We start from the raw sequence: 25,448 nt of genomic DNA, 5'->3' as shown, positions 1-25,448 counted from the left end.
GCTTTGCCGCGCTACCCTGTGGCCGCGCCGCGCAGGCGGTTCTGATAGTCATGTGCCTGCCAGTTGGCACGGAACTGCCACTGCTCTGCGGGCTGGCGTTTGGCGAGGCTTGCGTCAATCTCGACCTCATCAAAGCCGCAGCGCCGCGCCATCGCATATTGATCCGCAAGCACATGTCCGCGCGCCCGCAGCCGCCCGGTGTAGCCGCGCAGGCGCAAGGCCCGCGCAATCGTAAAGCCGCGCCCGTCCGCGGAGGATGGAAAATCAATGCGCACCATATGAAGCCCGTCACAGATCGGGATCTGGTTCGGGTCTGCATCCGAGGGCACATCCAGCGCTTCGGCGTCATTGGCAGCGCCGAGGGCCACAAAACCCTCGGTCCAGTCGTCCGGGGCAAAGCCCGTATCGGTTACGATGACAGTCATTTCATATCTCCTTGGCGGACCACTTTGCCGTTCACAAAATGGATGCCGCATTCGTCTTTTTCAGTGTTGCGCCAGCGTCCGGCGCGCGCGTCTTCGCCGCTTTGCACTGGCGAGGTACAGGGCGCACAGCCGATGGATGGGTAGCCTTGTGCGACCAGCGGGTGCCGGGGCAGGCGGTTTTCAGTGATGTAGTCGGCCACGTCTCCGGCTTGCCAATAGGCGAGCGGGTTCACCTTGATGCGGCCGGTCTGCGCTTCGATCTCGAAGTGTTCAAGTGCTGCGCGTTGGCCGGATTGATAGCGTTTGCGCCCGGTGATCCAGCCATTGCTGCCGACAAGCGCCTTTTGCAGCGGTTCGGTTTTGCGCAAGGCACAGCATCCGTCCGGGTCGTGCCGGTGCATTGTGCCAGTTGGGTCGCGGTGCGCGATATCACCGCTGCGCACGATCCGCAGGTTGCGCAGGCCCAGACGCTCCGCAAGTTCCTGTTGATAGACCAGCGTCTGCGTGAACAGCATTTCGGTATCCACAAAGATCACCGGTATGTTGCGATCCACCATGGAGGCCAGATGCAGCAAGGCCACCGATTCCGCCCCAAAGCTGGACACGAGGCTCAGCGGGGTGATTTCGGCCAGAGCGACTTGCAGCACATCCACCGCCCCATGATGGCGCAGGCGCGTGTTCAGCTCCTGCACCAGCGCCTGCAACTCATCTGTGCGCCTGCCGCTCTGGTCCACAGGCTGCGCCTCATCAAGCGGCATCGGCCTGCACCTCCGGATAAAGGGCCGCCTTGAAGGGGGCCAGACCGATGCGGCGATAGGTTTCGAGGAACGTTTCTTCGGGTGCGTCGCGCAATTCAAGATAGGCCATCACGATCCGTTCCACCGCTGGGATGATTTCGTCGGCAGAAAAACCCGGACCCGCCCGCTCACCGATGGTCGCGTCCTCTGATCCGTCGCCCCCCAGCGTGATCTGATAGTTTTCGACCCCTGCGCGATCAAGGCCCAGAATGCCGATGTGGCCGACGTGGTGATGACCGCAGGCATTGATGCAGCCCGATATCTTGATCTTGAGCGGCCCAATGTCATGCTCAAGCTTGAGGTCGTCAAACCGGGTCGCGATCTCTTGCGCTATGGGGATCGAACGGGCCGTGGCCAGCGCGCAGTAATCCATCCCGGGGCAGGCGATGATGTCCGAAATCAGCCCGATGTTCGCCGTGGCCAACTGCGCCTCTTTTAGCCGTGCATGCAGCGCGGGCAGGTCGGATTTATGCACATGCGGCAGAATGACGTTTTGTTCGTGGCTGATGCGCAATTCATCATGCCCGTAGTCGCGCGCAAGGTCTGCCATCACGCGCATCTGCGCTGAGGTGGCATCGCCGGGGGTGGCGGCATGCGCCTTGAGGCTGATCGAAACAATCGCATAGCCCGGGGCGCGGTGGTCCGTCAGGTTGGTGTCGGCCCAGGACCGGAAGACCGGATCATTGGTATAGGCAGCCTCGAAATCCGCCACTGGCTTTGTTTTGAAATCGGGGGCTGCGAAATCCGCCTCGATGCCGGCCAGAAGCTGTTGATCAATGCCGCCGAACTGCGGACGGATCAGCGCAAAGCGTTCCTCTACCCGCGCGCGGAAATCGTCGATGCCGTTTTCATGCACGGTGATCTTGATGCGGGCCTTGTACTTGTTGTCACGCCGTCCCAGCAGGTTGTAGACGCTCACGATGGCTTCGAGATAGGGCAGCAGGTCTTCGCGCGGCAGGAAATCCCTGAGCACCTTGCCGATCATGGGGGTGCGCCCGAGGCCACCGCCCACGATAACCTCGAACCCGGCCACGCCATCGCGTTCCAGCATGCGCAACCCGATGTCATGTGCCTTGGTCACGGCGCGGTCATTGGGCGATCCGGTCACGGCGACTTTGAACTTGCGGGGCAGGAACTGGAACTCCGGATGGTCGGTGGACCATTGCCGGATCAGCTCCGCCACCGGGCGCGGATCGGCGATCTCATCGGCGGCGGCCCCGGCGAAATGATCCGCAGTCACGTTGCGAATGGTGTTGCCTGACGTCTGGATCGCATGCATCTGCACCTCCGCGAGCGCGTCCAGCATATCAGGGATGTCCCGCAATTCAGGCCAGTTGAACTGGATGTTCTGCCGCGTGGTGAAATGGCCATAGCCCTTGTCCCAGCGATCGGCGATATCGGCCAGCTTGTCCATTTGACGCCCGTTCAGCGTCCCATAGGGAATGGCGACCCGCAGCATGTAAGCATGCAGTTGCAGATACAGCCCGTTCATCAGGCGCAGGGGCTTGAATTCATCTTCGGTAAGCGAGCCGTCAATGCGCCGCTCGACCTGGCTGCGGAACTGGGCGTTGCGCTCCTTGATGAAAGCCGCGTCGAAATCGGTGTACTTATACATTGCTCAGGTCCTCTTGTTTGCCATGGGCGTAGTTGGACGGGCCGCGCGCGCGGAAGTCTTCGCGAAAATGGGTGGGTTTTGGCACGCCACCGGCGGTGTCGACGTCCGCGAGATACGCGCCGACCACCAAGGAAACCTGCTGTGCGGCATCAATCAGGCGCAGGTCCGCGTCCGCCTCATCGGTCAATACCTCAGCCTCGGCCAGATCGCGGGTCCATCCAGTGGCGGTCTGATAAATGACGTCACCTTTGAGCAAATGGTTTGCGGTGACGACTTTGGGCGTGAATGCTTTGGGCATCAGAAAGCCTCCTGTGCATGTGTGGGGCGCGTGGCCGTGTTGAGCGCGGGCGCGAGGTCCGCAGCGGCGCGTGCTGCTTTGCGTTTGGGTAATCCGTAAAATGTCAGGGCAGGGCCGGACATTTCTGCCGCCGACAGCGCTGCGGGAAGCGCATCGAGCGTTGTTTCGATGATCCTCTGTTCTGGGCGGGAGGCGTTTTCGACAAGGGTCACGGGGGTGTGCCGATCCGCACCATGCATGATCAGCCGCCCTTGCATGAAACGCGCGGATTTCTTGCCCATGTAGATCGCGGCGACTTCGCCCGGACGGGCAAGTGCAGCCCAGTCATGATCGGCAAAGCCGGCGATGTTATGTCCGGTCAGTAAGCGCACCGAGGAATTGCGCCCCCGCTTGGTGAGGCTCTGGCCGATGGCGGCCACGGCTGCCGAGGCAGCGGTGATTCCGGGCACGATCTCCCAACTGATCTGATGCGCGTCAACTGCGTCGATCTCTTCGTCCAACCGCCCGAAGACGGTGGCATCGCCGGATTTGAGCCGGACGACCTGCGCCCCGCTGCGCGCGTGTTGCACCAGCAGCGCGTTGATGTCCTCTTGCGGGGTGGAGGGGCCGAAGCCTTCCTTGCCAGCGTCGATCATGATGGCTTCCCGGCGGGCCAGTTCAAGTATGGGCTGGCTGATCAGGCGGTCATGGATCACCACATCCGCCTCATCGAGGGCGCGCCGCGCCTTCAGCGTCAGCAGATCCGGATCGCCCGGACCCGCCCCGATGAAATGCACGTGACCCGGGCGCGCCTTGCGGTTCAGGTGATCGTCAAGCAGGCCGTCCAGCCCTTGGCGCACGGCGGCTTCGCCCTGTTTGATCGCTTTGGGACCGGTTTCAAAGTAAAACGCGCGCCAGAAGTCGCGCCGTGCGCGGCCAAAGGGCAGCGCATCGGCGGCCTTGCGAAAGGTTTTGCCGATCCTTGCCAGTGGCCCCAGCGCAACCGGAAGGCGGCTTTCCAGATCAGCCTTGATCGAACGGGCCAGAACCGGGGCCGCGCCTTCTGTCCCGATTGCAACGGTGACCGGGTCGCGGTCCACAATGGCGGGGGTGATGAATTGACTGTCCTGCAGATTGTCCACGATGTTCACCAGCGCGCCATCGGCCCGCGCAATTGCTGAGGTGCGGGCGTCCTCGGCGTCATCCTCATCCGCGGCGTAAAACAAGGCGGCACAGAGCGCATCACCCGGTGCCATGGCCCGGTTGAACAGCGTCAGCTTGCCCTCTGCCGCCCATTTCTGAATTTCGGGCGCTGGGTTTTGGGCAAAGACGTTGATATGCCCGGTGGTCTTGAGCAGCAGGCGCAGTTTTGCCAACGCGGCCTCTCCGCCGCCTGACACCACAATGCGGCGCCCGTGCACACGCAGGAAAACAGGGAAATGATCCATGGGGGTACCTCAAACTTCTTGAGGACAATATAGAATATAATTCTGAATTTTTACCATATGCGCCGCTTGATAAGAACAAATGTTCTATTTATGCAGGGAGGTAGAACAACGAAACGCAATGAGGCGGTTATTTGGAATGTCAGTTCGAATTGATGAAACAGATCGGAAAATTCTTGGGGTGCTGCAACAGGATGCCAGCCAGTCCCTCGATGAGATTGCGGCGAAAATCGGTTCCTCCAAGACCCCTGTATGGAACCGGATTCGCAAGTTGCGGGAAGCCGGTATCATCGGTCAGCAAACCGTTGTGCTTGATGCCGAAGCGCTGGGTTTTGAGGCGTGCTTTTTCGTTTTGATCCGAACCTCGGAGCATGAGGCCGACTGGCAGGCGGCGTTTTTGAAGGCACTGCGTGCGCGCCCGGAAGTGCAGGAGGCGCATCGCCTCGCCGGAGATATCGATTATATCCTCAAGGTCAGGGTGAAGAATGCGCGCGCCTATGATGCGTTTTATCAGGCACTGATTTCGGAGGTGCGCGTGCACAATGTCACCGCGCTCCTGTCCATGGAGGAGATCAAATCAACCACCATGCTGCCCCTCTCAAGCGTCTGACGAAATATCTGAAACACCACGTATCAAGTAACGCGTTGAAATCCTTGATGTCAGGCAGCGTAACGTGATTGATGTTTTTCGCATGACGCTCTCGCGTGATCCAAATGCGCGGCTGCGCCGCATTCCATGCTTGGGATTTGTTGCACCCTGAGCCCTTCAGGCGCGATGGGTCGGGTCAGGTGGTGACGTCGAGGCGTTCGAGGCCGTGAAAGTGGTACGCATTGGCAAATCGAGGCGGGCTGCTGAGGGTGAGGTTCGGGCGGGCGGCAAAGAGCCTTTGCAAGCCGATTTGCAACTCAAGCCGGGCGAGTGGCGCGCCGACGCAAAAATGCAACCCACCGCCAAAAGCGGCATGTGGGACGGGTGCGCGAAACGGATCAAAAACGTCCGGATCCTTGCATAGGGCCGGATCACGGCCAGCGGCACCGAGCATCAAGGCGACCTGCTGACCGCTGCGGATCGTGTGGTCGCCGATTTCGGTGTCCTCGTAACTGTAGCGGGTGAACATGTGCAACGGCGGGTCGAACCTGAGCACCTCTTCGACTGTTGCGGCGATATTCTGATCGGTGAAGGCCTGTGGCGGCGTTTGATGTTCCAGCAGCGCTTTGACCGCGTTGCCCATTGTGTGCACCGTCGCCTCGTGCCCGGCATTGAGCAGCAGGATACAGGTGCCGATCAACTCTTGCCGGGTGAGTTTTTGGCCGTTTTCCTCGGCCAGCAGCAGGTGGCTGATCAGGTCGTCCTGCGGGGCGCGCCGTTTGATGTCGATGTAATCAGACAGGAAGGCAGTGAACTCGCTTGCGGCCGCGTTGGCGGCGTGTTCGATCTCGAGCGTACGCCCGGCCTGATACATCGCCACCATTGCATTGGACCAGCGCAACAGATCACCGCAGCGTTCCGCAGGCACACCCAGCAGCCGGGCAATGATGCGCACCGGGAGTGCCGTGCAAAATGCGGGGATCAGGTTGCACCCGCCCTTTGGCAGGTCCGCGATCAGCCGGTCGCAGATGTCGTGAATGTCAGGCGCCAGCGCCTTGATTCGGCGCGAGGTAAAGGCGCGCAGCACCAGGCCGCGCAACCGGGTGTGATCAGGCGGCTCCAGATCAAGCATGGAGACTGCTTCGACGGCATCAAAGGCGGCGAGGTGGGGGCGCGGTGGACCGATCCGATCCGCCGGCAGTGCGCGCCCGAAGCGACGATTGCGCAGGACCGCCTGTACGTTGGCGGCATCAAAAATTGCGGGCATGTCGTAGTCTTGCCAGTAGCGAATGGTGTCGCCGGTAAAAACCTCAGCGTAAAATGCATAGGGGTTTTGCACGAAAGCCGGGTCCAGCGGGGATTGGATAAGTCGTTGCATGGCCGCCTTTAAGTCCGCTTGAGAAAGTAGAGGCATGGGCGCGCGGCGCATGTATCACAGGGCGTTGGCGCCCATACATGCCGCGCCATCAACTGTCGGACAGTGCTTCGATGATGGGAGAGAAATCCTGCGCGGTCAGGCTCGCGCCCCCTACGAGCGCCCCGTTCACATGATCCAGCGCGAAAATTCCGGCCGCATTGCCCGGTTTGACGGACCCGCCATAGAGCAGGGGAACCGTGGCACCGGTTGTCCCCAGTGCGTCGATCAGATCTGCACGCAGGACCGCGTGTACCTGTGCGATCTCTTCCATGGTCGGGATTTTGCCGGTGCCGATCGCCCATATGGGTTCATAGGCGACGACGAGCGTCTCGGCGGTGTTGTTGCCGGGTACTGAACCTGCCAGTTGCGCCCGTATGACGTCCAGCGCAGCGCCTGCCTCGCGCTGCTCAAGGCTTTCGCCGATGCATAGGATCGGGGTCAGACCCGCTGCTTGCGCGGCTGCAGCCTTGTCCTTCACATCTGCATCGGTTTCGCCATATCCTTCGCGGCGCTCGGAGTGGCCGACGATGACATGGCTTGCGCCGACGTCCGCAAGCATGGGGGCCGAGATATCGCCCGTGTAAGCGCCGGTGTCAGCAGAATGGCAATTCTGCGCACCAATCCGGACGGGTCCTGTGCGGGCTTGCGCGACCGCTTGCGACAACAGATGCGCAGGGGGGCAGAGCAGAATTTCACAGCCGGGATTTGGATGCGCGCTGTTCAGGCTGTCAATCATGGACAGGTCCGCGACGGTGCCGTTCATTTTCCAGTTTCCCGCCGCGAGTTTACGCTGCATCTTGTTCTCCTGCTGTGTGATGCTTCTTGCTAACAGCCGCCGTGCAACGGTGCAAATGCTGTTGTGCCGTCGTGTTGCCTAGCTGATCCTGCAACTGCCCGCCTTGCGCGATAAGGACAGCGCGTTAGCCGAATTTGATGGATTCACCGCAACCGCATGCTTCGGTCACGTTCGGGTTTCTGAACTTAAAGCCGGATTCCAGAAGACTGGTTTCGTAGTCGATTTCAGTGCCGAAGAGGAACATCTGCGCCATCGGGGCAATCATGACACGCGCGCCGTCCTGCTCGACCACCTCGTCATTGGGATCGGCGTCTTCGACGTATTCCATCGTGTATTCCATGCCCGCACAGCCGCCCTTCTTGATGCCGATGCGCAAGCCTGCGTGGCCTGCGGATGCCATGAGCTTTGCAACCTGGGCGCAGGCTTTCGGTGTCAGTGTGACCGGGGGTTTGCCGGGAATACCAAACATGGGACGACTCCTTTGCCTTTAATCTAATGACTTGATGCCTGTGGAACAAGCGGTCGCGCGGGATTTCCCGCAACCGTGACACCCTGGGCAACATCGCGCGTCACAACCGCACCGGCACCAATTATCGCATCATCTGCGATTTGAACGCCGGGCAGGATCAACGCACCGCCGCCGATCCAGACATTTCGACCGATGCTGATCGCCCGCCCGAACTCAAGACCCGCATCGCGACTGGCCGCATCCCTCGGGTGATCCGCCGTCAGGATCTGCACATAGGGGCCGATCTGCGCCATGTCTCCGATATGTACCTCGCAGACATCCAGAACGACACAGCCGTAGTTGAAGAACACATTGTCGCCCAGATGGATGTTATACCCGTAATCCGCATAAAAGGGCGTGCGCAATGCGCAACCTGTGCCGCGACTGCCGAGCCATTCGTCGAGAACGGTCGTGCGCAGGTCCTGATCGGACACGATCGTGGCGTTATATCGGCGTTGCAATTCCTGATTGCGCGCCCGGTCGCGCACGAGTTGCGGATCTCCGAGCTGGTAAAGCGCACCGGCAATCATCTTGTCCTTTTCACATGTCATGGTGATGCGGTCTACATGAACCCGAGTTCGAGGCGCGCCTCGTCAGACATCATGTCCATGCCCCATGGGGGTTCCCAGACCAGTTCGACGTCGACCTGTTTGACCCCGGGAATAGGTTCCACCGCGTCGGCCACCCATCCGGGCATTTCGCCTGCAACCGGGCAGCCCGGAGCAGTCAGGGACATCTTGATCGCAACGGCATTCTCAGGGCTGATGTCAATGGTGTAGATCAATCCAAGCTCATAGATGTTCACCGGAATCTCCGGGTCATAAACCGACCGGCACGCTTCGACCACCTGCTCGTACAACGGATGATCGGTCGTTGACGGCGCAATCAGGGGCGCTCCCTCGAGCGGTTCTGGTACGTTGTTCATCTCAGGCCTCGATTTTGTTCCTGATCATTTATATAGGGATTGTCGGTGGAGCCGTAAAGAGGCTGCGCGCCGGCCTTTGTGCCAGTTCAGGATCTCCGCTTGCGCGCAGGCTGCGGGCGCACGCGGGTTTCGATCTCATCATAGAGCTTGCCCACAATATCTTTGCCAGTCGCTTTTTCGATGCCCTCAAAACCGGGGGAGGAGTTGACCTCAAGCACCTTGGGGCCTGCGGTGGCGCGCAGCAAATCCACACCGGCCTTGCCGAGTCCAAAGGCACGGGCGGCGCGCACGGCGGTGTCGCGCTCCTGCTTGGTGATGCGCACGACTTTCGCCGATCCGCCCCGATGCAGGTTGGAACGAAAATCCCCCTCCGCCCCGGTGCGCTTCATGGCCGCAACGACCTTGCCGGCGATCACAAGGCAGCGGATGTCCTCTCCGGCTGCTTCCTTGACGAAATCCTGCACCAGAAAATTGGCCTTGAGACCCCGGAATGCATCTATGACGGACTCGGCTGCTTTTTTTGTCTCGGCCAGAACCACGCCTTTGCCTTGCGTGCTTTCGAGCAATTTGACAATCAGCGGTGCGGTGCCGACCAATGCCATCAGGTTCGATGTGTCCTTGGGTGAGGCGGCAAAGGCCGTCGATGGCATGCCGATCCGTTTTGTGGCCAGCACCTGATGGGCGTGCAGTTTGTCCCGGCTGGCGGTGATCCCGGCGGAACCGTTCACGCAATAGGTCCCAATTGCTTCGAACTGGCGGATCACCGCGGTGCCATAGGGCGTGATCGAAGCCCCGATGCGGGGAATGACCGCATCATAGCGCGGCAGGCGTTTCCCGTCATAATGCACTTCTGGCGCCATGGTATTAATCGCCATATAACAACGGGTTGTGTCGATGACTTCAACCACGTGACCGCGGGCTTCTCCCACCTCGACAAGGCGCCGCGTGGAGTAGTTATCCTCCCGGCTGAGAACCGCGATGCGCAGCGCGCGTTTGGGTGCGCCCTTTTTCAGCGATGCGCTGTGATAGTCCTCATAACTGAGTTCGGGTTGCAGATGACGTTCCGTCGGCGAGATCGAGATGTGATCGCTGAGCGCCTGTCGCCCCAGCAGCATGCGCGAATTCATCGAGGCGCGGTTTGTGAGCGTAATCTCGATTGGCCAGTTCTGTCCGCCAACATGCAATTCCGAAGAGATCACGAACCGCTGTTCGGCCTCGCCATTTGAGGAGGTAACCTCCCTGCGGTCCACAAGTGGCGCCGAGCAGGTGATGGAAATATCATCACGACCCGACACCGGATGCACGTTGAAGCGCACTTTTGGCGTTTTGGCTGGGCCGAAGACTTCGATGTCATGGGCATGCAGCGCCGAGGTGCGCGCGCCTGTGTCCACCTTGGCCTTGATTGCGGGCAAGCCGAGGTCGGGCAGAGATACCCATTCCTCCCATCCGAACGTGAGCTTTTCCATCGCCAGTCCCCCAAACCGCAAAAATGACCCTTTGGGTAGCAGGTGGTTGCCCTGACCTCAACCGAAAGGCGCTGAGATTAATTGTCGTTGATATCCCTGGTGACGATGCGCGCCCCGCTGGATTGTTTTTTGAACACCACGCGCAGGCCAATCCAGCAGAGCAATGCGCTGCCCGCATAGACCGCAAGCACAGCGGGCGCCCCAAGCTCGGGTGCAATCAGAACCAGAGCAGACATGAACACGGCCGCGATGGCAAAGCCGAGGAAGATGAACCCGGGCAGTAGCACTTCAGCCAGACCCAAGACCAAGGCCGCAGCCAGCCAGACCCACCACATACCCAAGGCACCGATCACGCGCCGCGCCCCTTGAGCAGTTTGAACGCATCTCCAAAGGCTTCAATCGCCTGCGCAGGCACCACTATGGTCTGCTTTCCGGAGCCTGACCCCAGCGCGGTCAGGGATTCCACCTGTTTCAACGCGATCTGATATTGCGCCGCTTCAAGTCCATTTTCGTTGATCGCATCCGCCACGACCTGCGTTGCATAGGCTTCGGCATCCGCGAGGATTCTGCGCGCTTTTGCGGTTTGTTCAGATGCGTAGAGTTCGGCATCTGCGGCCAATTCAACGGCGCGTTTTGAACCTTCGGCCTCGGTGACCTGTGCGCGTCGTGCCCGTTCGGCGTTCAGCTGTTGCAGCATCGCGTCCCGGGTTGCCTGATCGAGGTTCACATCAAGGATTTCAGCGCGGGTGACCTGAATGCCCCAGTCGTTCACGGAATCCTCCACAAGTGCCTTGATCGTGGTGATCAGCTGGGCGCGATTGGCCTGCACGTCATCGAGATCCATCTTGCCAATCTCTGCGCGGACAATACCGGCCACGGTTGTCGCGATTGCGCCGTCCACATCCCGGATGCGGTAGACCGTGCGTTCAGGTTCGGTAATGCGATAAAAGACAGAGGTTTCCACCTGCAAAAGCACGTTATCCTTGGTAATCGCATCCTGGCTGGCATTGGGTAATTGCCGTTCAAGAATGGAAATCTCATGCGCAACCCGGTCGATGAAAGGGACGATCAGGTTGATACCCGGCCCGAGCACGGCCCGCAGCCTGCCAAACCGCTCGACCACATATTGTTCGGACTGCGGAACGATCTTGACGCCCTTGAACACAACCGTGATCAGAAGTGCTGCCAGCAAAAGCAAGACAATATTGCCGGATAGAAGATCAACGATCAGGGTTTCGATATCCATGCCGGCTGTCCTTTTTTAAAACGCTCCTCAGATGTGCGCATCGCCGGAGTTAAATGCAAGAATTGAAATATTTTTTAACGCCGCTGCTGATTATTCCGAAGTTTCGTATTGCCATTCGCAGCCCTCGGGGGGCGCAATCGCGGTAATGTCCCTGAAGGCGTCGGGGGCAATCTCATCCCATTGCACCTTTATCATCCATTCCGGCATTGCCTCTATCCAGCCACGCCAGCGGCCATAGAATTCAAGGTCATCCAACCGACCTTTCACCCATTGACACGGATCGCCCATATGGGTGCGGAACTCTTGTGTCACAAGAACGCTGCCATCCAGAAAACTATTCCTGAAATCTGTCGCCGCATTGAACAGCACGCCCCGCATGTCAACGGACCTGAGCATGCCTCCGTGGTTTGCGGTACTTCTGAGATCAGTGCCAAACAGGCTGCCGGACAGCGGGTTGGCACCGCTGGCCATTTGGGAAAAACTCAGATTCGCGCCGTAAAGCTGCATATATCTCATATCGGCGCCCGCAAAATTGGCCTCGGCCAGATACGCGCGCTCCAGATCTGACCAAAGGAGAGAAGCCTCCTGCAGATTTGCCTGCCATAGGTGCGCGCCCACCAGAAAGCTGTAGCTCAGTTCCGCTCTTCTGAGATTGAGGCCGGTTGTATTGAACCGTATCCAGCCAGCGCGCCGCAGGTCCGCGATCTCTGACCCGCGACGGCGGTCAAACTCGGCGGCAAACTCAGCCTCGCGCGGCCCCAGATCACTGCAGTTCCCGACGGATTCCCGACGACACCACATGGCGCGAAATTCAGCGCGCGCATCGTCATAGGACAGCCATCCCGCCGGGCGTTCGACGATTTCCTCACCCAGCAAATTCAGGGGTGCAAGGTGATCTGACGATCCTTGTGTTTTCTGGTGGCTGAACCACAGCAGCGCTGCGACGCCGATCGCCAGCCCGAACGCCTGAACCCAAGTGGCCCATAGGGTTGGTGGGTCTGCGTCGGGTGGTTTGCGCATGCGGCGCGCCATCATGGCCATGCTTGAGGCGCCCGCGATGATCGACACGCCGAAGGCTGCCGCCGCGATGCCCGTCATCCAAAAACTGCGCGCGGGCATGGAGAGTTGCCAGGTGAAAAAGAGGATGATCAAACCGAACCCCCATGCGAGCAGGAAGTTCAGCAGCATCGCACCGCCTTCAAGTGCTCTGGGGGTCGCGGCGTTGTCCCGCCGCAGCCGACAGCGGAAATGCAAGGCGGCGTCGCTGACCAGCCAAGGCGTGATGGCATCGCCAAGGCGAATACCGTTGAGCCGGGCAGGGGCAGCCCCCAGCGCGTCCCAGAGGCGGATCAGGTAGAGGTGGAAGTAGCCATAGATGGCGGTCACCAGAATGGGGGCTGCGACAAAGAAAAAGCGTGTGGGCACTTCGACATTGACCACCGGCAAGGCGGTGGCGCGGTCGGCACCGTAAAAGTCGATGTGTTTGACGCCCATCAGCGTAATGCCCACAAAGGCGAGGGCTGCAAGCAGCGCAAACCAGGTGGTGCGCGCGTTGGCCGTAAGCGCGTTGATGCGGTCGAGGTGATCCTGATCTGTCACGGTCTGACCTTTGGCTTTTTATAAGGCGACTGTGGAATGGGTGCAGCCATTAATCAAGGGCTTGGAACGAAGGGAAATTTGCGGCAAACGGACCGGATGAGATTCAGTTTTGACCTACAGGCCACGGATGGCCGCGCGCGCACAGGCGTGATTTCGACGCCGCGGGGCGACATTCGCACGCCGGCCTTCATGCCCGTGGGCACCGCCGCGACCGTCAAGGCAATGCTGCCGGCGTCGGTGCGCCAGACCGGTGCTGATATCCTGCTGGGAAATACCTACCATTTGATGCTGCGCCCGACGGCGGAGCGCATCGACCGGCTTGGCGGTTTGCACAGGTTCATGGACTGGGACGGCCCGATCCTGACGGATTCGGGCGGGTTTCAGGTCATGAGCCTCGCCGCGTTGCGCAAGCTGACCGAAGAGGGCGTGAGTTTCAAAAGTCATATCGACGGATCACGGCACATGCTGACGCCCGAGCGATCCATGGAAATCCAGCGCCTGCTCGGCTCTGACATCGTCATGTGTTTTGACGAGTGTCCCGCACTGCCTGCTGATCGCGCGGCCATCGAAAAGAGCATGCAATTGTCGATGCGGTGGGCAGCGCGGTCCAAGGACGCTTTTGGTGACCGGCCTGGCCACGCGCTTTTCGGTATTCAGCAGGGAGGGCTGGAAGAAGACCTGCGCGCAGAAAGTGCGGCAGCCCTGCGCGAGATTGAATTTGATGGCTACGCCGTGGGCGGGCTTGCGGTTGGCGAGGGCCAGGCGGCGATGTTTGGCTGTCTGGACTATGCGCCGGAACAGTTGCCCCGCGACAAGCCGCGATACCTGATGGGGGTGGGCAAACCGGATGACATTGTCGGGGCCGTGGCGCGTGGCATTGATATGATGGATTGTGTTCTGCCCAGCCGCTCCGGGCGCACAGGGCAGGTCTTCACCCGTCGCGGTGTTGTGAACATCAAGAATGCGCGCCATGCGGATGATCCAAGGCCGCTGGATGAGCAGTGCAGCTGCCCCGCGTGCCGCAGCTATAGCCGCGCCTATCTGCATCATGTGTTCCGGTCGCAGGAAATCATCAGTTCAATGCTTTTGACATGGCATAACCTGCATTATTATCAGGAGCTTATGGCGGGCATGCGGTCTGCGATCGCGCAAGGTACATTTGATCAATGGACCAGCGGTTTCATGGCTGAGCGTGCTTTGGGCGATATCGAACCAATTTAGCTTATACTGACATTATTTTTTATCCGCGAAGTTCTCCCCGCGATGCTGGATTTCAGCGGGGATTAACCTGTGCTTAAACCAAATGCCTTTACACAGGCGCGTATAATTGCATCGGGAGAGAGCAGATGAACGCGGTTACCGCTCAATTTAACGCAGACGAATCTGTATCGCTGGAAAAATCGCTGCATGAAATCCGCGACAGTGTCGCTGCCGCGCGCGTGGCCGCGATGCAGGTGCTCGTCTTCCACATGCAGGGTGATACGACGGATGCGCAGGTGGTGGCGCCCGAGGAGTTGATGCAGGCGCTCAGCGATGTGAAAAAGGCCCATCAAAGCCTCGGAAGGATGGAGGTTGACCACCTCCAGCCGCTGCAGATCGAGTTGCCGGGACAGTTATCGGAACGGGTCAAACATGTGACGAGGGACCTCGCCGAACTGTCGCGTATGCTTGAGCGGTGCACGCCGTGTGAAACAGATGGTATTCGCGGGTTCAACCCGTCACCGGACATGTATGATTTGTGTTGTACGCGGGTGGCGAAGGGCCTCAACAAACTGACCAGTGAACTGGCCGGTTTCTTTCTTGAACTGACAGAAGCCGATAAATCGAGAGCGTTGGAAAAGACAAACAAAATCGCGCTGGAAATCGGGAAAATCGGGCGAGTGATCAATATGGTTGCCACCAATGCATCCATCGAAGCGGCGCGTGCCGGGGATGCCGGCAAGGGGTTCACGGTAATTGCGGACGAGGTGAAAACCCTATCCTCTCGTGTCTCATCGCTTTCGGTCTCACTCACGGACCATCTGTCCTGATTTGTTATACGGCTCATGCCTAAAACTGCGCTGAGCACCTTGTGATTTGGGATTTCTGAAGCCATTCTGGTCACCAGATCGGCACTTAGGTTGATTTCAGGGGATATGCGCCCCATTTTAACTTTCGTGAAACGGAGATGGACAAGCGTTGCTGCACGGGCAGGACCAGTTCCATCTTGCCAAAAACAAGGAAAGAGCATGCAAGAGCCTCTTAACGCCTCATATCCAGTATTACCGCTGCGCGACATCGTGGTTTTCCCACATATGATCGTCCCCCTTTTCGTAGGGCGTGATAAATCAGTGCGCGCACTTGAAGAGGTGATGTCAGACGATAAGCAGATACTTCTGTCGAGCCAGATCGACCCGGGCGAAGACGATCCCGACAGCGACGGTATTTTCAAGGCCGGCGTTCTCGCCAACGTGCTGCAACTGCTGAAATTACCCGATGGCACGGTGAAAGTGCTGGTCGAAGGACAGGCGCGGGTCCGGATCTCTGAATACATCGAAAACGACAGCTTTTTTGAAGCTCGGGCGGAGTATCTCACTGAAATGCCCGGCGATTTAGCCACGACAGAGGCGCTACTGCGCACGGTTACGGATGAGTTTGAGCGCTATGCCAAGGTCAAAAAGAACGTGCCCGAGGAGGCGCTTGCAGCGGTTGGCGAATCGACAGAGCCGGCCAAACTTGCAGACCTCGTGGCAGGGCACCTTGGCATAGAAGTCGCACAAAAGCAGGATCTGCTCGAGACGCTCAGCGTGTCTGAGCGGCTTGAGAAAGTCTATGGTTTGATGCAGGGCGAGATGTCCGTGCTTCAGGTCGAAAAGAAGATCAAGACGCGCGTCAAGTCGCAGATGGAGCGAACGCAGCGCGAATATTATCTGAATGAACAGATGAAGGCGATCCAGCAGGAGCTTGGCGATGGTGAGGACGGCAAGAATGAAGTGGCCGAACTTGAGGCAAAGATTGCCGACACCAAGCTGAGCAAAGAGGCGCGTGAAAAGGCCGAAGCGGAGATCAAGAAACTCAAGAACATGAGCCCGATGTCTGCCGAGGCGACCGTCGTGCGCAATTATCTCGACTGGATGCTGTCGATCCCCTGGGGCACCAAATCGCGCGTCAAAAAAGACCTGAGCCGTGCGCAAAAGATTTTGGATGATGATCACTTTGGCCTCGAAAAAGTCAAAGAACGGATCGTGGAATATCTGGCGGTGCAGCAACGCTCGACCAAGATAAAGGGGCCGATCATGTGTCTCGTCGGGCCTCCCGGCGTGGGTAAGACGTCTTTGGGCAAATCCGTGGCGCGTGCGACGGGCCGAGAGTTCATACGCATCAGCCTCGGTGGTGTGCGGGACGAATCCGAGATTCGCGGGCATCGCCGCACGTATATCGGTTCCATGCCTGGCAAGATCATCCAGGCTCTGAAGAAAGCGAAAACAACCAACCCGCTGATCCTTCTCGATGAAATCGACAAGATGGGGCAGGATTTCCGCGGCGATCCGGCTTCCGCCATGCTCGAGGTTCTGGATCCGGAACAGAACGCCACCTTTGTGGATCATTATCTGGAGGTCGAGTACGACCTGTCGAATGTGATGTTCCTGACCACATCCAACAGTTACAACATGCCAGGCCCATTGCTTGACCGCATGGAGATCATTCCGCTTGCTGGGTACACGGAAGATGAAAAGCGTGAGATTGCCAAGCAGCACCTTATCCCCAAGCAAATCAAGAACCATGGCCTCAAGGCCAAGGAATTTGAGTTGCAGGACAGTGCGTTAAGCGAAATGATCCGCACCTATACGCGGGAAGCGGGCGTGCGGAATCTGGAACGCGAAATCGCCAAGGTGGCGCGAAAATCCCTGACCAAGATTATCAAGAAAGAGGCCGAAACGGTATCCGTCACTGATGAGAACCTCGACGAATTTCTTGGGGTGAAGAAGTACCGCTATGGTCTGGCCGAGAAGGAAGACCAGATCGGTGTTGTGACCGGGCTTGCCTATACGTCGGTCGGCGGGGAGCTTTTGAGCATTGAAGCGCTGCGCTTGCCGGGCAAAGGTCGGATGAAGACCACGGGCAAACTGGGCGATGTCATGAAGGAATCCATTGATGCGGCATCAAGCTATGTGCGTTCGGTCAGCCCACAGATTGGGGTGAAGCCGCCACAGTTCGACCGCATTGATATTCACGTGCATGTTCCCGACGGCGCGACGCCCAAGGATGGTCCGTCTGCCGGTCTTGCCATGGTGACTTCCATCGTGTCTGTGCTTACGCAGATTCCGGTGCGCAAGGATATCGCCATGACCGGTGAGGTATCGCTGCGGGGCAATGCCATGCCGATCGGCGGTTTGAAAGAAAAGCTTCTTGCGGCGCTGCGCGGGGGGATCACGACCGTGCTGATCCCCGAGGAAAATGCCAAGGACCTGCCGGAGATACCCGACAACGTAAAAGAAGGGTTGAACATTATCCCCGTGTCCCATGTGTCCGAGGTTCTTGAACATGCGCTGATCAGCAAGCCCGAGGGGATTGAATGGGATCAGGAAGCCGAAGATGCCGCTGCGGCGGCGGCTTTGGCGCGTTCGAGCGATACAAGTGACAGCGCCACAGCGCACTGATCTGTTTCGCAGATACCGGTAAATAAAGGCGCGCCGTCATGGTGCGCCTTTTTTCTTCGCGAAAGAACTATGCCCTTGCCGCTGGGTGAACAGATAGGCGAGGGCACACAGCCCGGGCTTGACCCCGCCGGTCCAATACGGGTGCCGTGCGACACAACGGGCCGCAGTCAAAGGACACGCACAGGCCCGGCGCGTTGAACGCCGATGTGACCCAGCTGCAATCGAAAGACGGCATCGCGCGGGCCGGTGGTCTTGCCGCGTTGTAGCCCTATTCCGCCTGCAAGCCCGGCATCGCCTATCATAGACGGACACATAGCGGTGGCAGACCCCAATCATTGCCGCAACAGCCTGAGCACGTGAGGTCAGGCAAGGGGGAGAGACCGCGTCGCTTCAATCCCCGTCTGCAATCCCGCTCGCACGTAGTCTTGCCCGGCGCGCGCGGTAGCTCGGCAGGATGATGAGGATGGCCGCAATGATCAGAAGGCCCAGAGTCATCGGGCGTTCCCAGACAAAGGAAATGCCATCATAAAGCTGCATGGAGCGGGCAAAGTTATCCTCCAGCATGCCGCCGAGGATGAACCCGATCAGGAGGGGCGCAAGCGGGTAGTCGGCAAATCGCAAGATGGTGGCACAGATGCCAAACCCTACCAGCAACAACAGTTCGGTCGCGTTGTTCTGGCCGATATACGCCCCCATCAGCGTGAAAAACAAAATGAACGGGATCAGGAAATTGCGCGGGATCGACAAGACCTTGGCAATGTAAGGAATGAGGGGCAGGTTCAGGACCAGCAAGACCAGATTACCGATGAACATTGACATGATGACGGCCCAGAAAACCTCCGGTGCGTCCAGCATCAAGCGGGGACCGGGCGTCACATTCAGCGCAATCAAGGCACCCAGCAGGATCGCTGTTGTGCCCGAGCCCGGAATGCCGAGGGTGAGCAGGGGAACAAATGACCCGGTGCAGGCGGCGTTATTTGCTGTTTCCGGCGCGGCGAGACCCTTTACCGATCCTTTGCCGAATTGCTCCTGTTCTTCCTTGCTCGCGATGTTGCGTTCCACAGCGTAGCCCAGAAAGGACGCGATTGTGGCCCCGGCACCGGGTAAAACACCGATGAAGAAGCCCTGCACGGATTGGCGCCCGATCACGGGCGCGATGGCACGTGCCTCTTGACGGGTGATGCGCAAATCCTTGATATCGCCGTCACTTTCCTTGCTTTGGCGGGGTTTGAGGACCAGAAACAGCGCCTCTGGCAGGGCGAACATCGCCATGGCCAGCGTGATGAACCCAAAGCCCGATTGCAGGTCCATCAACCCCATGGTGAAGCGGGGCATGTTGAACAGCGCACCTTCGCCAACGGTTGCCATGATCAGGCCGAGCACGGTCATCATGATCGCCTTGGCCACTTGACCCGTGCCTGCAAAGGCGGCGATGGCCGACAGGCCCACGACCATCAGGGCAAAATATTCAGCCGAATGGAACAGCAGCGCAACGGATGACAGCATTGGTGCGAACACCATCAAGAGGATCGCACCGATTGTCCCGCCTGCGAAACTCGCGATGGCCGCGATGGTCAGGGCCTTGCCCGCCTTGCCTTGTCGCGCCATCGGGAAGCCGTCAAAGCTGCTGGCGACCGTGCCTGCCACGCCCGGCGCATTCAGCAGGATCGACGAGGTCGAGCCGCCAAAGATCGCACCATAGTAAACGCCCGCCAGCAGAATGAGCGCCGCAGAGGGATCGCCCAGTGAAATGGCAACCGGAATCATGATCGCGATGATGGACATCGGACCCAAACCCGGCAGCATGCCGATGAACGTGCCAATGAGACACCCACCAATCACCATTGCGAGATTTTGGATCGACAGGGCCGTTTGCAGGCCGATCAGCAGTCCTTCGAGCATGTCATGTGGCTCCCAGAAATAGCGGCAGTGGACGCAGGAAAATCCCCAGGATGACCTGCACCAGATACCACACGATACCTGTGGCGATGGCCGCGATGATCACGGTCAGAATGATCCTGCGCTCCCCCAGAATGACGGAGCCGAGGATGAGAAAGCCCGAGGTCGAGAGCAGAAAACCGGCAGGGCGCAACAACAGTGCGTAGGCGGCCATCAGCGCCAGAAGCAGCAAGGCCTGACCGAGATTATACTCCCAGAGCTTCCTGTAATCGATATCGCCGACCTTCGCCTCGCCCTTCTCAAAGCCCAGCACGATGAATAGGGAAGCAAGGATGCCCAGAACCGACAGCACCTTTGGAAAGGTCGAGGGCCATATCGGGTTGCGCTGCATGAAGGGGGCGAGGCTGTCGTCCATGGTGAACCAGGCCGCATAGCCATAAATCAGGCACACACCAAGCAAGACAAGTCCGATCCAGCGATCCAGCGCCATAGTACCCCCCAGAGCAGTCAAAGCGTAAAACGACCGGGGCGCGATCAGCTGCGCGCCCCGGTCAACCGGGCTTTACAAAAAGCCCAGTTTTTTCATCAGGTCCCCGATGACTTTCTCTTGCTCTTCAAGGAAGGCTTTGAAGTCATCGCCGGGGTTGTGAATGTTGACCCATCCGTTGCGGGCGCGCACTTCTTCCCACTCGGGCGTGTCGTACATCTTGGCGATCGCATCCTGATAGGCGGCGACTTTCTCTGCGGGCAGGCCCGGCGCACCAAAGAAACCACGCCAGTTGATGAAGGTTGTGTCGATACCCTGTTCCTTCATCGTCATGGCATCGGGTGCGGCACTGACGCGCTCGTCTGATGTCACGCCAATGATCTTGACTTCGCCGGCTTCAGCCAAGTCGACGGCCTCGGAAAACCCGGTCGACAGAGCGGCGATCTCACCTGACAGCAGGGCCGCCATCGCTTTGCCACCCGCGTCATAGGGGATGTATTTTACGCCAAGCGCATCCTTGCCCGCGGCTTCCATGACCATGGCCGCCACGAGGTGGTCCATGCCGCCCGGCACCGACCCGCCACCGATGGCTGTGCCATTCGGGTCCGCGTCATAGGCTGCCAGCAGGTCGGCCATGTTGTTGACGGGGCTGTCCTTGCCCACCACGATGGCGGCATAGTCACCGATGGTGCCCGCCACCAGCGTCAGATCCCGGAAGTTGTGCGGAAACACTCCTGTCAGGGACCGGATCACGATGGGTGTGGAATTCACCATCAGGGTGCCGTGATTGCTGTCTGCGTTCTCGATCAGATAGCCAATGGCCTTGCCGCCGCCGCCGCCTGACATGTTTTCGTATGAGGCTGTGCCGACCAGACCTGCGGCGGTGAGCGCTTCGCCCGTGCCGCGCGCCGTGCCATCCCAGCCTCCGCCGGCACCGCCCGGGATCAGGAAGTGGATGCTCTCAACCGCCTGATGACCATCCGAAAAGGCTGGTGCGCCAAGGCTCATTGCGGCCACAGCCGCGCCAATCAGGGCCCGACGGCCCAGTTTCAATGTACTCATGTGTTCCTCCCATTTGACAACTGTAGCTGTTCCGGCTCAGTTGATTGCACTCAAACATGGCAACCTGACATGGACCTGTCACGCGGCCGCTTCATGCGAAATGCAACGATGAAATTTCTTTTGGTGGAAGACAACATTGAATTGGCGCAGGCGGTGTTGGCGCGTTTGCGTCTGGATGGCCATGTGATTGATCATGCTGAGAAAATTGAAGACGCCATGGCCTATGCGCAGGTGGGCGATTATGATCTGATCCTGCTTGACATCATGTTGCCGGATGGGGATGGGCGCGACTTTCTGCAACAGCATCGTCAAAGCCAGAAGGACACGCCGGTCATCGTTCTGACGGCGCGCTCGCAGGTTTCAGACAGAATCACCCTGCTGGATCTGGGGGCGGATGACTATGTCACCAAACCGTTTGACCACGCGGAACTTGAGGCGCGCTGCCGTGCGGTGCTGCGCCGTCGGGCGGGGTCTGCGCAAACCGTCACGCAGCTGCGCGATGTGATCTTTGATCCGGTCCGGGGCAGTCTGAGCGTCGCGGGCCAATCCGTTAAGCTGCGAAACCGGGAGCTGCGGCTGCTTGAGTTGTTCATCAACGCCCCGGGGCAGCTTTTTTCGAAACAGAAGCTGGTGGATCGGCTGTTTTCCTACGACGAAGATGTCTCCGACAATGCGATCGAGGTGTATGTCGGTCGCCTTCGTAAACATCTTGAGCCGTCGCAATTGCGGATCAAAACCTCGCGCGGTTTGGGGTATAGTCTGGAACATGTCTGAGGCGGTCCGCTCTTCGGCATCTCTGCGCCGCCGCCTGACGCTTGGCCTGATCGGCGGTGCGGCGGTGCTGGCGGTTCTGATTTACCTGTTCACGCGCGCCTATGCGACACAGATTGCCCAGCAAGGTCAGGACAGCATCCTGAGTGCATCGGTTTCTTCGATTCTGGATTCGGCGGTCATTCGCAATGGAAGTCTTGAGATTGACTTTCCTTATGCTGCGCTCGCCATGCTCAACACCGATCTGGATGACCGGGTTTTCTACGCCATTTACCGCGATGACGTGCTGTTGTCGGGCTATCCGCTGCTGCCGCGTCCTGCGCGCGCCGGTTTTGACGCCATATCCTGGACGGATGAGTTCAACGGCGCGCCGGTGCGGATCACGTCAGATGCGCGCAGGCTTTTTGCGACCGACAGCGCGACGGTGATTTCGGTTTCGGTTGCGCAAACGCAGGATGCTCTGTCGGGCACTTTGCGGGATATTTCCAATACCGTCGCACTGTTTGGGCTGGGGTTTTTTGCGATGGCGGCCGCCTTGTCCTTTTGGGTGACCTCGGCCACCATCGGGCCGCTGAACCGGGTGACTTCATCCATCACACGGCGCGGCCCGCAAGACCTGAGCCCGGTTGAAAAGCCGGTGCCCAAGGAAATGGTGCCTCTGGTGTCTTCGCTGAACAACCTGATGAGCCGACTGGATCAGTCGCTGCAACGCTCTGAGGATTTCATCGCTGAGGCTGCGCACCGGGTCCGCACGCCGCTGGCCACCGTGCGCTCGCACGCCGAAGCAACCCTGCAGCGCGTCGAAAAGGAAGAAAACCGCAAGGCGTTGCGCGCCATGGTGCGGGCGATTGACGAAAGCTCGCGCGCGGCGGGGCAATTGCTGGATCATGCAATGATCACCTTTCGCGCCGACCATCTGGAACGGCAAAGCCTTGATCTGACAGCGCTTGTGGCCGAACTGGTCAGCCGGCTGGAACCCGTGGCAGAGATGAAAGATATTACATTTCACGTGCAGGCGGAGCGTCAGGTGATTGTTTTGGCGGATGCCATTCTGGTGCAAAACGCCATGCGCAACCTCATCGACAACGCGTTGAAATATGCCCCCGCCGAGAGCGAGATCACCATCCGCGTTGATCAGGAATCTGCCGGTCGGGTGACGATCTGTGATCAGGGGCCGGGCTTTCCCTGCGATCAGATGGCGGGCCTTGTGGATCGCTTTGCACGTGGACGCAATGCGGTGGGGATCACCGGCTCCGGGCTGGGCCTGACCATCGCGCAGGACGTCGCACAGGCCCACGGCGGGGCCTTGACCCTCAGCAACCGAAAGGAGGGGGGCGCATGCGTCACGCTCTCGTTCTGACCCTGTGTTTGATCCTGTTTGGCACGGTCGCGCCCGCACGGGAATGGGAAGACAGACAGCGGTTTGGCGTAAGCGATGCGCCGATCACGCTGCGAATTTTATCCAGCACGGATACTGCGTTATTCGCTCCGGTTCTTGCCGCATTTGTCGCGCGCCGCAGCGATGTGGCAATTGACTATTTCGTAGCCGGGACAGCGGATTTGAACACCCTCTTTCGCCAGTCCCCGCACGCCTATGACATCGTGATTTCCAGCGCGATGGATTTGCAGTTCAAACTGGCCAATGACGGGTTTGCGCAGCCCATGGATATGCCGGGATACCCCGACTGGGCGCATTGGCGGTACACGCTGTTTGCCTTTACGTCCGAACCGGCAGCGATTGTGCTCAATCGGCAGGCGTTTGAGGGGCGGGATCTGCCGCGGACCCGGCAAGAGGTGATCCGGGTGCTGCGCGACAATCCGGAGCAGTTCAGCGCGCGTGTGGGCACTTATGACGTGCGTCAATCGGGGCTTGGATATCTGTTTGCCACGCAGGATGCGCGCACGTCTGAAACATATTGGCGCCTGATGGAGGTGATGGGCAACCTTGACGCGCAGCTCTATTGCTGTTCCGGCGCGATGATCGAGGATGTGGCAGCGGGTAGAATCCTTTTGGCCTATAATGTGCTGGGCAGCTACGCCGCCGCGCGCGCCGATCTGGCGGATCAGCTAGAGATCATCCTGCCCAGTGATTTTCAGACGATCATGATGCGCTCCGCCTTGATTTCCGGGCAGACCCCGAACCCGGAGATCTCAAGGGACTTCATGCGGCACCTGTTGCCCGCGTCCGGGTCGGGATCAAACGCGCTCTTGCCGATGTTGGAATTGAACAGCGACGCAGCGGGGCAGGGCATGATTGAACTCAGCCCCGCGCTATTGACCTATCTCGACGCCCTGAAAAGCAAGGGGTTTCTGGCCGAATGGGTGGATGCGATGATACAATAGCCTTCCCGCAAACATCCCTGTGCGCAGCCCCCCTTATCCCATTTGATACCCGGGTGTGGAGCGTGAGATTGCTTGCTCTTCGGCGTCCATATCCTCAACGATGCCTTCAAACAGCGGGGTCGAAAGATACCGCTCGCCGGTATCGGGCAGCATGCACAGGATCACCGAGCCGGGTGGTGCAGTTTTGGCGATTTCCAGTGACACCGAAAAGGTCGACCCGCCCGAAATGCCGGTGAAAATACCCTCTTTCTGCGCCAGAAGCCGCGCGCATTTGACACCATCCGCACCGGCGATGGGCAGCAGTTCGTCATAATAGGCACCATCCACAGCCTCCTGCAGAACGGCCGGGATGAAATCCGGTGTCCAGCCCTGAATGGGGTGCGGCTCAAACGCGGGGTGGCTGACGGCTGGCGAGTGGTCTGCGTTGCGCTCCTGCGCATGGCCACTGCCCAGAAGCTGCGCGTTACTTGGTTCGGTCAGGATGATTTTTGTCTCTGGCCGCTCCTTGCGGATCACGCGCCCAAGGCCGGACACCGTGCCCCCGGTGCCATAGCCCGTGACGATGTAATCCAGCCGCTCACCCGCGAAATCCGCCACGATTTCAGGCCCTGTCGTGTTTTCATGGATCGCCGCATTGGCGCCCGTTTCAAACTGATGCGCCAGAAACCAGCCGTTTTGTTCTGCAAGCTCCACCGCTTTTCGATACATCCCAAAACCTTTTTCCGCTTTGGGGGTCAGGATGACCTTGGCCCCGAGCATCCGCATCAGCCGCCGCCGTTCCACCGAAAAGCTCTCCGCCATGGTCACAACCAGCGGATAGCCCTTTTGCGCACAGACCATGGCAAGGCCGATGCCGGTGTTGCCACTTGTGGCCTCCACCACGGTCTGTCCCGGTTTCAATGTGCCTGCACGCTCTGCCGCTTCTATGATGTTCACCGCCAGACGATCCTTGACGGAGCCGGCGGGGTTGAAAAACTCGGCCTTCACATAAATCGTCACGTGATCGGGGGCGAGGTGATTGATCCGGATGGCCGGCGTGTTCCCGATCGTGTCAAGGACGCTGTCATAAAGCCTGCCCCGGCCTTTCGTCTGTCGGATGTGATCTGCTGACATTTTACGTGTTCTCCCATGATATGCGTCC

Annotated in this window: 25 protein-coding genes; 7 read left to right on the top strand and 18 right to left on the bottom strand. The window is 59.2% G+C overall.

The genetic code is table 11. The annotated features are described in order from the left end of the window. Positions 1–11: 11 nt before the first annotated feature. The 5 genes from RD1_RS13655 to cysG are packed head-to-tail and all read right to left on the bottom strand — an operon-like array spanning position 12 to position 4,562. Complete coding sequence (locus RD1_RS13655) at positions 12–425, bottom strand: DUF934 domain-containing protein (RefSeq protein WP_011569104.1); 414 nt, start codon at positions 423–425, stop codon at positions 12–14. After that, positions 422–1,183: a phosphoadenylyl-sulfate reductase gene (locus RD1_RS13650; RefSeq protein WP_011569103.1), complete on the bottom strand. Its 762-nt coding sequence runs from the start codon at positions 1,181–1,183 to the stop codon at positions 422–424. Before RD1_RS13650 ends, RD1_RS13655 begins: the two co-directional genes overlap by 4 nt. Next, entirely contained in the window at positions 1,173–2,837 is a 1,665-nt protein-coding gene (locus RD1_RS13645; RefSeq protein ID WP_011569102.1) for a nitrite/sulfite reductase, read from the bottom strand. The genes RD1_RS13650 and RD1_RS13645 overlap by 11 nt, the downstream gene beginning before the upstream one ends. After that, on the bottom strand, positions 2,830–3,135 hold the full coding sequence (locus RD1_RS13640) for a DUF2849 domain-containing protein (RefSeq protein WP_011569101.1): 306 nt from the start codon (positions 3,133–3,135) through the stop codon (positions 2,830–2,832). The genes RD1_RS13645 and RD1_RS13640 overlap by 8 nt, the downstream gene beginning before the upstream one ends. Then, positions 3,135–4,562: a siroheme synthase CysG gene (gene cysG, locus RD1_RS13635; protein WP_011569100.1), complete on the bottom strand. Its 1,428-nt coding sequence runs from the start codon at positions 4,560–4,562 to the stop codon at positions 3,135–3,137. Before cysG ends, RD1_RS13640 begins: the two co-directional genes overlap by 1 nt. A gap of 136 nt (positions 4,563–4,698) precedes the next feature. Here cysG and RD1_RS13630 point away from each other — a divergent pair, with 136 nt between their 5' ends. After that, positions 4,699–5,169 (top strand): Lrp/AsnC family transcriptional regulator, encoded by a 471-nt coding sequence (locus RD1_RS13630; RefSeq protein ID WP_011569099.1) that lies wholly within the window; start codon positions 4,699–4,701, stop codon positions 5,167–5,169. A gap of 175 nt (positions 5,170–5,344) precedes the next feature. Here RD1_RS13630 and RD1_RS13625 read toward each other — a convergent pair whose 3' ends face one another. From RD1_RS13625 to RD1_RS20455, 9 genes are all read right to left on the bottom strand, one after another. Beyond that, positions 5,345–6,526: a cytochrome P450 gene (locus RD1_RS13625; RefSeq protein ID WP_044033147.1), complete on the bottom strand. Its 1,182-nt coding sequence runs from the start codon at positions 6,524–6,526 to the stop codon at positions 5,345–5,347. A gap of 88 nt (positions 6,527–6,614) precedes the next feature. Beyond that, positions 6,615–7,361 carry a triose-phosphate isomerase gene (gene tpiA, locus RD1_RS13620; RefSeq protein WP_011569097.1) on the bottom strand — a complete coding sequence of 249 codons (747 nt, stop codon included), beginning with the start codon at positions 7,359–7,361 and terminating at the stop codon, positions 6,615–6,617. A 124-nt stretch (positions 7,362–7,485) separates the two neighbouring features. Further along, on the bottom strand, positions 7,486–7,830 hold the full coding sequence (locus RD1_RS13615; protein ID WP_011569096.1) for a HesB/IscA family protein: 345 nt from the start codon (positions 7,828–7,830) through the stop codon (positions 7,486–7,488). Between the two features lie 23 nt (positions 7,831–7,853). Continuing rightward, the gene (locus RD1_RS13610; protein WP_011569095.1) at positions 7,854–8,420 is read right to left on the bottom strand and encodes a sugar O-acetyltransferase; all 567 of its coding nucleotides are present in this window, start codon (positions 8,418–8,420) and stop codon (positions 7,854–7,856) included. A gap of 11 nt (positions 8,421–8,431) precedes the next feature. Beyond that, a complete protein-coding gene (locus RD1_RS13605) occupies positions 8,432–8,794 on the bottom strand; it encodes an SUF system Fe-S cluster assembly protein (RefSeq protein WP_011569094.1) in 363 nt (120 codons plus the stop codon). Between the two features lie 86 nt (positions 8,795–8,880). Continuing rightward, entirely contained in the window at positions 8,881–10,260 is a 1,380-nt protein-coding gene (gene rimK / locus RD1_RS13600; protein WP_011569093.1) for a 30S ribosomal protein S6--L-glutamate ligase, read from the bottom strand. Between the two features lie 77 nt (positions 10,261–10,337). Then, a complete protein-coding gene (locus RD1_RS13595) occupies positions 10,338–10,613 on the bottom strand; it encodes an NfeD family protein (protein ID WP_105880260.1) in 276 nt (91 codons plus the stop codon). After that, positions 10,610–11,506 (bottom strand): SPFH domain-containing protein, encoded by an 897-nt coding sequence (locus RD1_RS13590; RefSeq protein ID WP_011569091.1) that lies wholly within the window; start codon positions 11,504–11,506, stop codon positions 10,610–10,612. The genes RD1_RS13595 and RD1_RS13590 overlap by 4 nt, the downstream gene beginning before the upstream one ends. 90 nt (positions 11,507–11,596) lie before the next feature. Beyond that, positions 11,597–13,105 (bottom strand): pentapeptide repeat-containing protein, encoded by a 1,509-nt coding sequence (locus RD1_RS20455; RefSeq protein WP_011569090.1) that lies wholly within the window; start codon positions 13,103–13,105, stop codon positions 11,597–11,599. Between the two features lie 96 nt (positions 13,106–13,201). Between RD1_RS20455 and tgt the strand changes: the two genes are divergently transcribed. The 3 genes from tgt to lon all read left to right on the top strand — a co-directional run bounded on the left by tgt (position 13,202) and on the right by lon (position 17,745). Continuing rightward, positions 13,202–14,326: a tRNA guanosine(34) transglycosylase Tgt gene (gene tgt / locus RD1_RS13580; protein WP_044033472.1), complete on the top strand. Its 1,125-nt coding sequence runs from the start codon at positions 13,202–13,204 to the stop codon at positions 14,324–14,326. Between the two features lie 125 nt (positions 14,327–14,451). Next, positions 14,452–15,135, top strand: a complete 684-nt coding sequence (locus RD1_RS21400; protein ID WP_011569088.1) for a methyl-accepting chemotaxis protein — start codon at positions 14,452–14,454, stop codon at positions 15,133–15,135. A gap of 198 nt (positions 15,136–15,333) precedes the next feature. After that, on the top strand, positions 15,334–17,745 hold the full coding sequence (lon, locus tag RD1_RS13570) for an endopeptidase La (RefSeq protein ID WP_011569087.1): 2,412 nt from the start codon (positions 15,334–15,336) through the stop codon (positions 17,743–17,745). Between the two features lie 390 nt (positions 17,746–18,135). On the opposite strand, the gene RD1_RS13565 is transcribed toward lon, so the two are convergent. The 3 genes from RD1_RS13565 to RD1_RS13555 all read right to left on the bottom strand — a co-directional run bounded on the left by RD1_RS13565 (position 18,136) and on the right by RD1_RS13555 (position 21,193). Next, positions 18,136–19,647: a tripartite tricarboxylate transporter permease gene (locus RD1_RS13565; RefSeq protein WP_011569085.1), complete on the bottom strand. Its 1,512-nt coding sequence runs from the start codon at positions 19,645–19,647 to the stop codon at positions 18,136–18,138. Between the two features lies 1 nt (position 19,648). Beyond that, positions 19,649–20,134, bottom strand: coding sequence for a tripartite tricarboxylate transporter TctB family protein (locus RD1_RS13560; RefSeq protein ID WP_011569084.1), 486 nt, complete (start codon positions 20,132–20,134; stop codon positions 19,649–19,651). A gap of 72 nt (positions 20,135–20,206) precedes the next feature. Further along, on the bottom strand, positions 20,207–21,193 hold the full coding sequence (locus tag RD1_RS13555; RefSeq protein ID WP_011569083.1) for a Bug family tripartite tricarboxylate transporter substrate binding protein: 987 nt from the start codon (positions 21,191–21,193) through the stop codon (positions 20,207–20,209). Positions 21,194–21,301: 108 nt separating this feature from the next. On the opposite strand from RD1_RS13555, the gene RD1_RS13550 reads away from it, so the two are divergent. Genes RD1_RS13550 through RD1_RS13540 form a run of 3 tightly spaced genes read left to right on the top strand, consistent with a single transcriptional unit; the run spans position 21,302 to position 24,307 of the window. Continuing rightward, entirely contained in the window at positions 21,302–21,967 is a 666-nt protein-coding gene (locus tag RD1_RS13550) for a response regulator transcription factor (RefSeq protein ID WP_011569082.1), read from the top strand. Continuing rightward, positions 21,960–23,324, top strand: a complete 1,365-nt coding sequence (locus tag RD1_RS13545) for a sensor histidine kinase (protein WP_011569081.1) — start codon at positions 21,960–21,962, stop codon at positions 23,322–23,324. The genes RD1_RS13550 and RD1_RS13545 overlap by 8 nt, the downstream gene beginning before the upstream one ends. Next, positions 23,303–24,307 (top strand): ABC transporter substrate-binding protein, encoded by a 1,005-nt coding sequence (locus tag RD1_RS13540; RefSeq protein ID WP_011569080.1) that lies wholly within the window; start codon positions 23,303–23,305, stop codon positions 24,305–24,307. The genes RD1_RS13545 and RD1_RS13540 overlap by 22 nt, the downstream gene beginning before the upstream one ends. Before the next feature lie 33 nt (positions 24,308–24,340). Here RD1_RS13540 and RD1_RS13535 read toward each other — a convergent pair whose 3' ends face one another. Continuing rightward, a complete protein-coding gene (locus RD1_RS13535) occupies positions 24,341–25,420 on the bottom strand; it encodes a PLP-dependent cysteine synthase family protein (protein WP_011569079.1) in 1,080 nt (359 codons plus the stop codon). Positions 25,421–25,448: the final 28 nt, after the last annotated feature.

The sequence above is a fragment of the Roseobacter denitrificans OCh 114 genome (assembly GCF_000014045.1).
GTDB lineage: Bacteria > Pseudomonadota > Alphaproteobacteria > Rhodobacterales > Rhodobacteraceae > Roseobacter > Roseobacter denitrificans.
This window is presented reverse-complemented; position numbering and strand designations above follow the sequence as displayed.

Coding starts and splice junctions, on each gene's coding strand:
- RD1_RS13655 (WP_011569104.1), bottom strand. CDS start 425: ATGACTGTCATCGTAACCGATACGGGCTTTGCCCCGGACGACTGGACC.
- RD1_RS13650 (WP_011569103.1), bottom strand. CDS start 1,183: ATGCCGCTTGATGAGGCGCAGCCTGTGGACCAGAGCGGCAGGCGCACA.
- RD1_RS13645 (WP_011569102.1), bottom strand. CDS start 2,837: ATGTATAAGTACACCGATTTCGACGCGGCTTTCATCAAGGAGCGCAAC.
- RD1_RS13640 (WP_011569101.1), bottom strand. CDS start 3,135: ATGCCCAAAGCATTCACGCCCAAAGTCGTCACCGCAAACCATTTGCTC.
- cysG (WP_011569100.1), bottom strand. CDS start 4,562: ATGGATCATTTCCCTGTTTTCCTGCGTGTGCACGGGCGCCGCATTGTG.
- RD1_RS13630 (WP_011569099.1), top strand. CDS start 4,699: ATGTCAGTTCGAATTGATGAAACAGATCGGAAAATTCTTGGGGTGCTG.
- RD1_RS13625 (WP_044033147.1), bottom strand. CDS start 6,526: ATGCAACGACTTATCCAATCCCCGCTGGACCCGGCTTTCGTGCAAAAC.
- tpiA (WP_011569097.1), bottom strand. CDS start 7,361: ATGCAGCGTAAACTCGCGGCGGGAAACTGGAAAATGAACGGCACCGTC.
- RD1_RS13615 (WP_011569096.1), bottom strand. CDS start 7,830: ATGTTTGGTATTCCCGGCAAACCCCCGGTCACACTGACACCGAAAGCC.
- RD1_RS13610 (WP_011569095.1), bottom strand. CDS start 8,420: ATGACATGTGAAAAGGACAAGATGATTGCCGGTGCGCTTTACCAGCTC.
- RD1_RS13605 (WP_011569094.1), bottom strand. CDS start 8,794: ATGAACAACGTACCAGAACCGCTCGAGGGAGCGCCCCTGATTGCGCCG.
- rimK (WP_011569093.1), bottom strand. CDS start 10,260: ATGGAAAAGCTCACGTTCGGATGGGAGGAATGGGTATCTCTGCCCGAC.
- RD1_RS13590 (WP_011569091.1), bottom strand. CDS start 11,506: ATGGATATCGAAACCCTGATCGTTGATCTTCTATCCGGCAATATTGTC.
- tgt (WP_044033472.1), top strand. CDS start 13,202: ATGAGATTCAGTTTTGACCTACAGGCCACGGATGGCCGCGCGCGCACA.
- RD1_RS21400 (WP_011569088.1), top strand. CDS start 14,452: ATGAACGCGGTTACCGCTCAATTTAACGCAGACGAATCTGTATCGCTG.
- lon (WP_011569087.1), top strand. CDS start 15,334: ATGCAAGAGCCTCTTAACGCCTCATATCCAGTATTACCGCTGCGCGAC.
- RD1_RS13565 (WP_011569085.1), bottom strand. CDS start 19,647: ATGCTCGAAGGACTGCTGATCGGCCTGCAAACGGCCCTGTCGATCCAA.
- RD1_RS13560 (WP_011569084.1), bottom strand. CDS start 20,134: ATGGCGCTGGATCGCTGGATCGGACTTGTCTTGCTTGGTGTGTGCCTG.
- RD1_RS13555 (WP_011569083.1), bottom strand. CDS start 21,193: ATGAGTACATTGAAACTGGGCCGTCGGGCCCTGATTGGCGCGGCTGTG.
- RD1_RS13550 (WP_011569082.1), top strand. CDS start 21,302: ATGAAATTTCTTTTGGTGGAAGACAACATTGAATTGGCGCAGGCGGTG.
- RD1_RS13545 (WP_011569081.1), top strand. CDS start 21,960: ATGTCTGAGGCGGTCCGCTCTTCGGCATCTCTGCGCCGCCGCCTGACG.
- RD1_RS13540 (WP_011569080.1), top strand. CDS start 23,303: ATGCGTCACGCTCTCGTTCTGACCCTGTGTTTGATCCTGTTTGGCACG.
- RD1_RS13535 (WP_011569079.1), bottom strand. CDS start 25,420: ATGTCAGCAGATCACATCCGACAGACGAAAGGCCGGGGCAGGCTTTAT.